This window comes from Geminicoccaceae bacterium (assembly GCA_020638465.1).
Taxonomy (GTDB): domain Bacteria; phylum Pseudomonadota; class Alphaproteobacteria; order Geminicoccales; family Geminicoccaceae; genus JAGREO01.
The window spans coordinates 1,666,040-1,677,500 of record JACKIM010000001.1 but is presented as its reverse complement, the minus strand read 5'-3'; the positions used below and the strand labels follow the sequence as shown (position 1 = coordinate 1,677,500).

General features: G+C 64.5%; 12 protein-coding genes (1 of these 12 only partly in view). 5 read left to right on the top strand and 7 right to left on the bottom strand.

Annotation, left to right across the window (positions count from 1 at the left end; all coding sequences use genetic code 11):
- On the bottom strand, positions 1–359 hold the 5' portion of the coding sequence (locus tag H6851_08010; GenBank protein MCB9943550.1) for a DNA-3-methyladenine glycosylase 2 family protein. The gene continues 316 nt to the left of window position 1, outside the view; the window shows 359 of its 675 coding nt (coding positions 1–359); the start codon lies at positions 357–359; its stop codon lies beyond the left edge, outside the window.
- Between the two features lie 16 nt (positions 360–375).
- Positions 376–1,101, bottom strand: coding sequence for a hypothetical protein (locus H6851_08005; protein ID MCB9943549.1), 726 nt, complete (start codon positions 1,099–1,101; stop codon positions 376–378).
- 168 nt (positions 1,102–1,269) lie between these two features.
- Between H6851_08005 and H6851_08000 the strand changes: the two genes are divergently transcribed.
- The 3 genes from H6851_08000 (at position 1,270) to H6851_07990 (ending at position 4,466) form a co-directional block, all read left to right on the top strand.
- Positions 1,270–2,397 carry a TMEM43 family protein gene (locus tag H6851_08000; GenBank protein ID MCB9943548.1) on the top strand — a complete coding sequence of 376 codons (1,128 nt, stop codon included), beginning with the start codon at positions 1,270–1,272 and terminating at the stop codon, positions 2,395–2,397.
- A 126-nt stretch (positions 2,398–2,523) separates the two neighbouring features.
- Positions 2,524–3,498, top strand: a complete 975-nt coding sequence (locus H6851_07995) for a TAXI family TRAP transporter solute-binding subunit (GenBank protein ID MCB9943547.1) — start codon at positions 2,524–2,526, stop codon at positions 3,496–3,498.
- 44 nt (positions 3,499–3,542) lie between these two features.
- Positions 3,543–4,466: an aminotransferase class IV gene (locus H6851_07990; protein MCB9943546.1), complete on the top strand. Its 924-nt coding sequence runs from the start codon at positions 3,543–3,545 to the stop codon at positions 4,464–4,466.
- Between the two features lie 18 nt (positions 4,467–4,484).
- Here H6851_07990 and H6851_07985 read toward each other — a convergent pair whose 3' ends face one another.
- On the bottom strand, positions 4,485–5,897 hold the full coding sequence (locus H6851_07985) for a hypothetical protein (protein ID MCB9943545.1): 1,413 nt from the start codon (positions 5,895–5,897) through the stop codon (positions 4,485–4,487).
- Between the two features lie 459 nt (positions 5,898–6,356).
- Here H6851_07985 and H6851_07980 point away from each other — a divergent pair, with 459 nt between their 5' ends.
- Positions 6,357–7,142, top strand: coding sequence for a hypothetical protein (locus tag H6851_07980; protein ID MCB9943544.1), 786 nt, complete (start codon positions 6,357–6,359; stop codon positions 7,140–7,142).
- A 48-nt stretch (positions 7,143–7,190) separates the two neighbouring features.
- Here H6851_07980 and H6851_07975 read toward each other — a convergent pair whose 3' ends face one another.
- From H6851_07975 to H6851_07960, 4 genes are read right to left on the bottom strand one after another with little or no spacing between them, the layout of a single operon-like run.
- Positions 7,191–7,904 (bottom strand): ATP-binding cassette domain-containing protein, encoded by a 714-nt coding sequence (locus H6851_07975; GenBank protein ID MCB9943543.1) that lies wholly within the window; start codon positions 7,902–7,904, stop codon positions 7,191–7,193.
- Positions 7,901–8,704, bottom strand: a complete 804-nt coding sequence (locus H6851_07970; GenBank protein ID MCB9943542.1) for an ATP-binding cassette domain-containing protein — start codon at positions 8,702–8,704, stop codon at positions 7,901–7,903. Before H6851_07970 ends, H6851_07975 begins: the two co-directional genes overlap by 4 nt.
- Complete coding sequence (locus H6851_07965) at positions 8,689–9,555, bottom strand: hypothetical protein (protein ID MCB9943541.1); 867 nt, start codon at positions 9,553–9,555, stop codon at positions 8,689–8,691. The genes H6851_07970 and H6851_07965 overlap by 16 nt, the downstream gene beginning before the upstream one ends.
- Positions 9,548–10,189, bottom strand: coding sequence for a hypothetical protein (locus tag H6851_07960; GenBank protein MCB9943540.1), 642 nt, complete (start codon positions 10,187–10,189; stop codon positions 9,548–9,550). The genes H6851_07965 and H6851_07960 overlap by 8 nt, the downstream gene beginning before the upstream one ends.
- A 279-nt stretch (positions 10,190–10,468) precedes the next feature.
- Here H6851_07960 and H6851_07955 point away from each other — a divergent pair, with 279 nt between their 5' ends.
- Positions 10,469–11,452, top strand: a complete 984-nt coding sequence (locus H6851_07955; protein ID MCB9943539.1) for an esterase-like activity of phytase family protein — start codon at positions 10,469–10,471, stop codon at positions 11,450–11,452.
- Positions 11,453–11,461 lie beyond the last annotated feature (9 nt).

The window sequence follows — 11,461 nt, the reverse complement described above, 5'->3', positions numbered from 1 at the left end:
CCATCGACATCGAACCGGGCCGAACTCACGGACTCGGCAAGCGCCAGCGCGTAACCGGCCTTGCGCCCGCTCATGCCGATGCCGCGCAGTAGCGATTCTCCACCTGCCAGTATGGACATCGCATCGACATGGCCCGCCGTCGCCTGTTCGAGACGTTGCCACAGGGTCGCAGCCGCCCTGGTCGATACCTGCTGGGCGATGATGATCTGCAGGAGCGTGGCGAAACCCGGCGGACGGATCCGCGGTGCCGGCATGCCGATGCGTCGCACCTCACGGGCCAGATCCCCGTCCTGCCGGGCAAGTTCGGCGATGGCCGCCTCAAGTCCCGCCTGCGTCGCCAATGTGGCGGCATTCGCCATGTGGCATCCGTCTCCCCTAAAGGAAAGGCTTCAGCCGCACCTTGGTGCGATGCTTGATCTCCGGTGTGCTGCCATCCGGATTGCTGCCCTTGAAATAGGTTTTCTGCCACTTGTCATGCCGCGCCCTTGAGCCTTCGACCATCAGTTCCTTGTTGAAATTGGCGCGCCCCGATGACCATGCCTTGTAGAGTTCGTTGACTTCGGGCTCCGTAGTGATGTCGCGCAACTCGGGCTCGCTCGCCTCCACCAGGTCGGGAAGCATCGGGAAGAAGAAGCAGAACGGCTCGCCCTTTTCGAAACGCACCCGCTGCCCCGCCCTCGTGAACTTCCAGTTCATGGTGAAGGTATAGGGCGCCCAATCGGTCTCAACGATACCTGTCAATGGCTGGATCGCATCCTTGGGGCGATTGACCGGACCGCTGACCCACAGATTGACCCCGGGCTCGGTCCGGAAAAGCGCATTGACATGGAACGTCAGGACACCGCTGCCGAAATGGCTGAGCGGCAGATCGCCGGATGGTGCATCCGATGTTATACGGATGGAATCCTTGTCGTTTCCACCATCCCAGACCGCCTCGAAGGTCGCGGCACAGCCGATCTCCCAACCGCATGCATTGGCGATGTTCAACGGAAGGCAGCGATAGGCGAACCCCTGCGGGCTGTCGTCCATCCATTGCCGTTCGACTGCCGCCGGACGGATGTCCGGAGCCGATCGTTCGAGTGTAAAAAGCGTGAGTTTCATGCTTCCTCGCGAATGTCCGCCAGATTTGCCGGCATATACCACAGGTCGGCAGAACTGCATGAACCTTCAACTGATGGGCGGTTCCACTTGGCGGTCAGGTGTGGCACATCCGACGCCATGGGCAGGCGGACCACAGCCTGGCCCGGCGGCTTTCACGCGGATGGGATCATGGCAAGAAGAAAGCGCGTTTCGGCCTTCGTCCTGGGCCTCATGCTCATCGCGGGCAGCGTCGGCGGACTGTTCTACAACGAGATGCGCTCCGCCGGGCGGATCGATGCCCTGAGCGAGGCCGAGGACAGCGTCATCTCGATCCAGTCCGGTGCCGTCAATCCGGCCGCCGCCGGCCGGCTGGTTCACCTGGTCGGCGCTCCCAGGATCACCGGCCTCGCCAAAGACCCCCAGTTCGCGGTCGAGACGGAGGCCCTGCGCCTCGACCGCCGGATCGAGATGTATCAGTGGCAGGAACATTCCGAAGGCAGCGGCGAGGAACGACAGACAACCTACGAGAAGGTCTGGTCACAGGACCTCATCTCCTCCGACGGTTTCATCCGGCGGCAGGGCCACGCCAACCCGCAGGCCATGCCCGTCGCCAGCGCCAGCTTCTTCCCGGAAGCTGTCGAGGTCGGACGCTATGACGTCTCCCCGCCGGTACTCGCCTTCATGGAGGCCGACCGGTCGAAGACGCCGGACGAGCCGCGCGACGTCGCGGGACTCGAACTGAGGCCGCATCGCGGTTTCCTGCAGTCGGGCACGCCCGGCGAACCGCAGGTCGGTGACATCCGCGCAAGCCTTGTCGCCGCCATGGCCGACACGGTGACCGTGCTGGGCCGGGCCGAGGGCGGCAGCATCGTCCCCTGGACCGCCAGCAACGGATCGGGCCTCACGGTCATGCGTGCCGGCGCGATCGACGCCGGGCAGCTCATCGACGAGGAGTACAGCGCCAACCGCAAGCTCACCTGGGGCCTGCGCGGAGCCCTCGCCCTTGCCATCTTCGCGGGCATGATGATCATCATCCGCCGGCTAGCCCGCACGGTGCCGGTCATCGGCGCCCTCGCCGCCAACCTGCTCGGGCCCATCGCCTTCGTGCTGGCGCTGGCCATCGCCCTCGTCACCATCGCGCTGGGCTGGCTCGCCTTCCGGCCGATGCTCAGCCTGGTCCTGCTGGGCACTGCCGTGGTTCTCGTGATCGCGTTGCGGTGGATGCGCGCCCCGACACCCGAAGCGAGCTTCGCCCACGCCGCCCGGCCACCCCCTCCGCCTTCCGGGACCCGCACTCCCCCGCCACCGCCGCATTGACGGGACATCGGCGGGAGCAGGGCGTCGACAAGGTCCGCTCGTGCTGGTACCCCGAAACGAGAGCCGCAGGTCCGGCGCACAACGATGACAACGGTATCGGATACCGACCGAAAGGAGAATCGCGCGATGGAGTTCACGAGAAGGGCATCGGTCATTGCCGGGCTGGGACTGCTGGGATGGGCGGCCCTTGCCGCACCGGTGCAGGGCGAGGAATTCATCACCATCGGCACGGCGGGGCAGACGGGCGTCTACTACGTCGTCGGGCAGTCGGTGTGCCAGCTGGTCAACCGGCATACCGACGAACACGGCATCCGCTGCACGGCTCCCGCAACCGGCGGTTCGATCGCCAATCTCAACGCCATCCGCGCCGGCGACATGAACTTCGGCGTGGTCCAGTCCGACTGGCAGTATCACGCCTATAACGGCACGAGCACCTTCGCCGACGCCGGCCCCAACGAAAAACTGCGCTCCGTCCTCTCCGCCCATCCCGATGTGGTCACCGTGGTCGCGCGCGCCGACAGCGGTATCGAAGTCCTCGGGGACCTGCCGGGCCACAAGGTCAATATCGGCAATCCCGGCTCCGGCTCGCGCGCCACCGCCGAGGTCCTGCTCGACACGCTCGGCATCGAGGTCGGCGATCTGGCCTTCGCCGCCGAACTCAAGTCGACCGAACAGTCGCAGGCCCTGTGCGACAACAAGATCGAGGCGATGATCTTTTCCGCGGGTCATCCGGTGGGCAACATCCAGGAGGCGACCGTCGCCTGCGACACGGTCTTCCTCCAGGTCGACGGCCCCGAAATCGACAGGCTGGTCGACGACACGGTCTACTATTCGCGAGCCACCATCCCCGCCGGCATGTACCGGGGCCAGCCCGACACCATCCATTCCTACGGGCCGCTGGCGACGCTCGTCACCTCGACCGACACCGGCGACGAGGCGGTCTATCAGGTCGTCAAGGCGATCTTCGACAATTTCGACCGCTTCAGGAAGCTGCACCCGGCCTTCGCCCACCTGAACGAGAAGGACATGATCTCCAACGGCATCATCGCGCCGCTGCATGAGGGCGCCATCCGCTACTACAGGGAACGCGGCTGGATGTGACGCAGCACCTCCGGCCGCCCTTCACCAGCCCGACAGGAAAGACCATGACCGCCGCCGCGCACAGCCACACCACCCACGATGCCGCCGGGGATGCCCGCAACCGGGACATAAGGATCTACGTCAACGGCGAGATCGTCCACCGCGACGAGGCCCGCGTCTCGGTCTATGATGCGGGCTTCCTGCTCGGCGACGGCATGTGGGAGGGCATGCGCCTCTACAATGGCAGGTGGGCGTTCCTCGACGAGCACATGGATCGCCTGTTCGACTCCTGCAAGGCCGTCTCGCTCGACATCGGCATGACCCGCGCGGAAATCCGCGACGCGCTCGACCGCACGGCCGCCGCCAACGGCATGACCCACGACGTCCACTGCCGGCTGATGGTCACCCGCGGCATCAAGGACAAGCCGTTCCAGCACCCGGCGCTGAGCCGTTCCGGCCCGACCGTGGTCATCATCATGGAACATTCGAAACCTGTGGACAGTCTCCAGTCGAAGGGCATCCGCCTTGCCACCGTTCCGCAGGTCCGCGGCCTGCCGATGTCGCAGGACGCCAAGCTCAACAGCCATTCGAAGCTCAACTGCGTCATCGCCTGCCTGCAGGCCGAACAGGCCGGTGCGGACGAGGCGCTGATGCTCGACCCGCACGGCTTCGTCAACACGACCAACGCCTGCAATTTCTTCATCGTCCGCCGGGGCGAGGTGTGGACCTCCACCGGCGACTACTGCATGAACGGCGTCACCCGGCAGAAGGTCATCGACGTCTGCCGGGACAACGGCATTCCCGTGTTCGAGAAGAACTACACCCTGTTCGAGGCTTATGGCGCCAGCGAGGCCTTCCTCACCGGCACCTTCGGCGCCCAGACACCCGTCGCCTCCATCGACGGCAAGCCGGTCGGCAACGGCGACCGGCCCGTCATCGCGCGAATCCGCCAGCTCTACAGGGAACTCGTGGAAAGGAACACGCTCTAGCCCCCGGGTACTCACGCGTCAGGTGAACGTGAAATCTCCCATGTCGACATGGGCATCCTGAACGACGACCTCGCCGCTCCGCCCCCACTCGTTCTCCGCCGTGACGATGCTGTCGCTGCCCTGGAACATGATGGAGACATCGCCGCTGCCGAACCCCTTGAGCACGATCCCGTCGCCTTCGGACGAACTGAAATCGGTGATCGTGTCCATGCCGAAATCGCCGGCAAAGGAGAACCTGTCGGCACCGCCGCCGCCGGTGAGTCGGTCGTCGCCGCCCCGGGCATCGGATGCGACGAATTCCCCGTCACCCCACAGCTCGTCGTCGCCGTCCCCGCCGTCGAGTTCATCGTCCCCGCCTGTCGACGAGCTGTACAGCCTCATCGCATCGCCATAAAGGACGTCGTTGCCGGAGCCGCCAGCGAGCGTGTCATTCCCTCCCACGGCAAGGGAGTACATGGTGTCGGCATCGCCGAACAGGCTGTCGTCACCGGACCCGCCATCCAGTGTGTCGTCGCCGTCCACGGTCGAGCCGTACATCTTCATGGCAGCACCGTAGAGGCTGTCATGGCCGGCACCGCCCGTGAGCGTATCGTTCCCACCGGTGCTCTCGGCATACATGGTGTCGGCATCGCCGAACAGCCTGTCGTCGCCGGACCCGCCATCCAGCATGTCATGGCCGCCGGATGCATAGTGCCTCATATACTGGCCATCACCGCGGAGCACATCGTCGCCTTCTCCGCCATGGAGTCTGTCGTCACCGCCTGCGGCACGCCATTTCAATATTACAGCATCGCCATGGAGAGCGTCATTGCCCGTATCTCCGAAGAGCCGGTCATCCCCACCGGTGGCACGATCTTGAAGGATGTCCGAACCTCCGAAAAGCTGGTCATTGCCCGAACCTCCGAAAAGCCGGTCATCCCCACCGGTGGCATGATCTCTAAGGCGGCTCGCATCGCCGAAAAGCTGGTCATTGCCCGAACCTCCGAAAAGTCGGTCATTCCCACCGGTGGCATGATCTTGAAGGCGGCCCGCATCGCCGTAGAGCCGGTCATTGCCCGAGCCGCCATTGATGGTGTCATCTCCACCCGCGGTCCTCAAATTCATCATAAGCGAGCCATCACCATACAAGACGTCATCACCCGACACGCCTCCGTAAAGCCAGTCGTTGCCACCGACAGCGTCTTCCGTCATTTCCATCGAGTCGCCGGCGATACGGTCGTCGCCTGCCCCGCCATAGATCGTGTCATGTCCGCCAACGGCATTGCCGGACATGTATAAGCCATCGCCTTTTATATAATCGTCGCCATCCTGGCCATAGATCGTGTCGTTGCCGCCCATGGCCGAGCCCGACAACGCATAGGCATCGCCGTAGATGCTATCCTGAGAAGCTCCACCGCTGATCCTGTCATTACCGCCTGTGCCCTCGGACAAATCGCCGAGATTACCTGCTGAATCGAGGATCGAATTACTGTTCGTATACGGATCGCCAAAGATAATATCTCTACTAAACGTACCGTTGACGGCAACATCATCTCCCGTCGTGCCAAGAACATAATAATTATACAAAGATTGGCCAGTACCAACGATAACAACACCATCACTGCGCATTCTTCTCACCCCTATTCATGCCATGCAAAATTGAATTATCAACATATCCAACAAAAAACTTCCGGTCCACCTCAATCTGACATATCGATGATTTTTTCGATATTTCTTCTGTATCTTGTTCGAATTCGATTATTGTTATTCTACTTTCAAGCGATATGATATTCAATAGTCATCAAATCAGGATACTGATGATGGCACATTTCACAATGGGACATTTGGTCCAAAGCAGTTATGAAAATATTCCTTGACTCTCGCACTGCCCTTGCATCATAACCTCCCCCCATGTCCCACACCCCCACCACACCCCCCATATTGCCGCGCAAACTTGCCGGTCGGGTCTTTCGCTGGGGCGCGCCTCGGTTTTTGAAGGTGTGCTGGCTGGTGGCGACCGGGCGGCGGGGGGTGCTGGCCGGGCCGACGGTCCGGCTCGATGTGGCAGAGGTTGACGGGCTGGAACATCTGCCGCATGTGGCAGGTGTCCTGTCGGCGATGCGGGCGGGACTATCCCCACATGGTGGTCATGGCCTCCGGGCGATCCTCCACCGTCTGCTGCTGTTCCACTCCCGCGACTGGTTCCGCCAGTTGCAGGACAACTCCCTGGCGCAATCCGTCGCATCGGCGGATGGTGCCGAAAGGGCATGGCTGGATCGTGCCGGACGCAGGGGAATGGGGAATGTCATCACCTCGCTGCTGAAGTCGGTGGCCAGAGGGATCGACGTGCCGGATGTCTGCCCGGTACCATGGTCGCTCACGAAGGACACTCCCGGGGCGGCGAAACCCGCAAGAACGAGGAAATCCCGTGGCGAGGAGGAAAGGCTCCGCGCAAGGGGACGGTCCCGCCTGTTGAAAAGTCTCCACGAGCATATCCTCGACGCGATGATGACGACCCCGCAGGCGGGTGCGTTTGCCATCTTCGCGCCGGACGAGTTGCGCCTGATCCGCGCGCTTCCGCCCGGCGATTTCCCCGACCTCCCGCCGCCGCCCGTGCGGCCCGTACCGGCGAGGCGGCCGCTGCCGGTCTGCAAACCCCACCCGGTATTCGGAAAATCGCTCTCCGGCATCCCCTGACGCCTTCGTGCGGGGTTATTCTACAGTAGCAATAGTGGAGTTGGCTTCCTATATCGGCGGGGGCAGGTCGCCGATGCAGGCGGCCTGGAGGCGGTCGTCCTGGGCGACGTCGACGGGGTGCCCGCGCAGGATGATGCGGCCGTGGCTCATGACCCAGACCTGATCGCTGATGGACAGCAGGGGATCGGGATAGCGTTCGGCGACGAGCAGGGTCGAGCCATCGCGGTGCAGGGCACGGACAATCTCGATCATCCGTTCCACACCGAGATCGAGGGAGAGTTCGTCGATCAGGACCAGTTTCGGCCGGTTGACGATAGCCCGCGCCAGATCGACCGCCCGCCGTGCCCGGCGGGCGAGCGTGGCCATGCGCAGGGGCCAGATGTCCTCAAGTTCGGGAAGGCGTTGCAAAAGGTAATGTCGACGGTCGGTGTCGATTTTCCGGCCTCCCATGCCCAGGGCGATATGCTCGCTGGCGCTCAGGTCGGGAAACAGGGGCGGATGCTGACAGGCGCAGGAGATGCCGAGGGCGAGCCGCTCATCGGGTGGGGACAGGGTAAGGTCGCTGTTGCCCAGCGCGATACGGCCTCGCACGACCGCCTCGGCCCCGACGATGAGCCGCAGGAGCTGGGACTTGCCGGCGTGGGAGCCACCGAGCAGGGCACCGATGCCGCCTTCGAGCAGGCGCAGGCTGGTGTCGCGGACGACATGGGCATCGGGGACCGCCCGGGCGCTGATGCCGTCGATGCGCAGGAAATGGTTCATGCGACCTTGCCCGGGGCAGTGCCGGTGAAGGCCTGCATGGCGGCCTGGTTCGACCCCAGGACATCGAGGGATCCGCTGGCTACCAGGTGGCCGCGCTGGAGGACGATGAAGCGCTGGCACAGGGTCGCCAGCGCGTCGAGCTGCTCGTCGATCACCACCATCGACACGGCCTCCGCGGCGATGTCCCTGAGCACCAGCGAGAAGTCGTGGCGGTGCATGCGCGGCAGGCCGGCAAGCGGCCGGTGCAACAGGAGCAGTCGCGGGCGCTGGCAGAGCCCGCGGGCGATCTCGGTCATGCGCCGCTGGGCGGGGGTGAGGCTGGCAAGGCTGTCCCCGGCGACGTGATGCAACGAGCAGAATTGAAGGGTCGCCTCGATGTCGCCGATCTGCCGCGAATCCAGCCGGCGGCGGCCGCGCAGCAGCAACTGCAATGGCGAGCGGTCGACGAGCTGGATCGACATGGCCAGCCAGTCATGGACGGTCACGTCGGGAAGGGCCGGTGCCGAGCCGGCGACCATGACCAGCCCGAGCCTGCTTCGCGCATGGGCGGGAAGCATGTCGATCCGCTGGCCGTCGAGCTTGATGGCGCCGGCCCGGGCCATCTGGCGGCCGCAGAGCAGGTCGACGAGGTCACCCTTGCCGGCACCGGTGGGGCCGATCACACCCAGGATCTCATCCGTGTGCACGCTGAAGCTCATCGGCCCGAACAGGTCGCCGGACGGCCGCGTGAAGGCCAGTTCCTCGACCTCCAGGCGCACCCGGCGTATCGGCAGGTCGTCGACGGTCATCGCGCCACCCATCGCGATTTCCCCAGCCAGACGGCGAGCGCCACGCCGAGCATCGATATCGCCAGGGTCGCATCCGGCATGCCGGGGTGCAGGAGGCGGGCCGCCGCGGGCAACAGCATCAGCGGCAGGGCCACGATGAGCAGATGGCCCAGGCGCTGCTGCCCGCCGACCATGATGACCACCGCAACACCGAGTACGGTGACAAGGCGCGCATGGGTTTCGGCCTGGTCCAGGGGCGACCAGCCGACATGGTCGAGCACCGCGCATCCGATCGCGGCGACGGCTCCGCCGACGACGGCCATCAGCAGCTGCAGGTCGTGCACCGGTACCGACAGCAAGACGGGCGCCGCGCGTTCGTCGTTCTGCAGACGCAGCCGCAATGCGTCAGCAGCAGTGCTCCGGGAGAAATACAGTACGGCCAGAAGCGCCGCCGCGGCCAGCCAGCCCATCTCGAACAGATCGGTGACGGCCTGCTGCGGCGTGGCCGTGGGAATCGCCTGCAGCAGCAGGACGGCGATGACCAGGCTGGCGCTGAGGGTCACGACCTTGGACAACCCCCTCGTGAACACCACCAGCAGTCCGGTCGCAGCGCCACCCAGGATGGCGGCCAGCGGTATTGACAGGACCGGCAGCAGCCACCGGGCACCCCAGCTGCACAACGCAATCACACCAACAAAACCGAGAATACCCGTATCCGCCAGCCCCAGCACGAAGTACGCCCCGGATATGAGCAGGATCACGCCCACGGCATGGACGAGAAGGTAGTCCGAACCCTGGACCCCCAGCTGATACATCGCCAGCCCCGGCGCGAGCAGGGCGAACAGCAGTGCCAGAATGACAACCGGATGATCGCGATCAGGCAAGTTCACTATCCGTCCGGGCGAGCGTGACCATGGCGAGGGCGAAAACGACGGCAAGCCCCGCCACCGCGACAGCCAGCTCGAACGGCGCCAGCAGCGCCACGGCGGCCAGCACGGGGCCGGTTATCAACGATGCCATGAAACCGGCGGATATGGCAAGGGTCAGGGCTGCCAGGCAGACCACCCAGAAATCGAGGGAGAAATCAGGTGCGAAACCCAGGGCAATTCCGGCCATGACCGAGCCGGCCAGCGCACAACCGACGGCCCGGCCGGTGGCCGCCCGGATGGAGATGCCGAGCAGCCAGACGCCGCGCGGATTGCCACGCAAGGCCCGCCACAGGGGCGCCATGGGCGAGCGGAACCACAAGAAGGAGAACATCACGACCAGGAGAATTGTGCCAATTCGCACACTTATCACGGCGTCATCCAGCACGGCATCATCGGGTGGCGGGATGATGCGGACGATGACGGCCGTCACCCAGGCAATGGACATGACCGCCAGGGCCGATACGAACGGTGCAAAGGCACTGTCGCTACGCTCCAGCCAGCGCCGGCAGACCGTATGGGCGAGCAACGCCGCAAGTCCCAGCAAGGCCAGTGCGGCGACCGGCATCTCGATGCCCGAAAGCCGCTCCATCGTCAGTCCATCCAGACCTGCGGATAACACGGTCGCGAAACCATCCCTCGATGTTGAACCGAGCCGGCTGCCTGGCCGGCACAAGCAGCGGAGCATCGCCTGCACCACCGCGACAACCGGCCATGGTCGACGCGATTCCCGCCCGACACGCGATTCACGTTGGCCGAACGGATGACGACAACCGGTTCGGCGTCTATAGCCATGCTCACCTGCAGTGTCCAGCGAGGCCCCTCGCGCCACGGGCGAAACTCGCCAAAGACCTTCAAAAAGGAGTTGCCGTTGTCCCTGTTGATGCGATCGTTGCTGGTCCTTGTCGCGCTCACGGCCTGTCAGCCCGTGACGGCTCCCGCCCTGCCGTGGCAGCCGATCACGGTCACGCTCGAACCGCTGGCCCTCGACCGCGACCGGAATCCGGAGCCGGGAACGGCGCGCATTCGCGACCTGCGCGGTTTCCGCCTGACATCGGACGATCCGCGGTTCGGTGGCCTGTCGGGGGCAGTCTGGCAGGATGGCCATCTTTATGCGGTGAGCGATCGCGGAACAATTTTCCGTGCGACGCCAAAATTTGACGATCAGGGATTATTGACAAATTTGTATGACTGGCGTGCCGCCTCGCTTGAGGCACCCGACATCCGGCGCGCCGCCCTCGACGTCGAGGCGCTTGCCGGCGACCGGCCTGAACGCCTGACCATCGGACTGGAAGACCGGCAGACTCTGCGCCACCTCGATCTCCGCCGGGATAATGCGATGATGAGCCGCGACGGCCCGGCCACCAGCTTTCCCGACCTTTCCGGCAATGAGGGCATCGAGGGGCTGTGCAGCGCCCCCGGTGGCGGCTGGATCGCCTTCAGCGAGGCAAAACCCGAACGCGACGGTTATGCCGTTTCGTGGGTCGATGGCCGAGACGCGCACACGCTGTCCTACCGCGCCGCGCCCGACTTCAAGGTCACCGGTGCGGACCGCATCGGTGACCGCATCTTCGTGCTGGAGCGCCGGTTCGGGTTCCTCTCGGGATGGCAGTCGCGAATTTCGATGGTCAACGCGAGCGACCTGACCTCGCCTGACGCCCGCCTCATCCCGCAGCGCCTCGTCCACCTGCGACCGCCGATGCACATGGACAACTTCGAAGCCATCGCCACACGAAAACAGGCCAACGGCCTTGTCACCGCGACCCTGTTATCGGACGACAATTTCAACCCGCTGCAGGAAACCCTGCTCTACGACATCACCATCGACGTCATGACGCCGGACGAGACCGGATAAAGCAGCCCC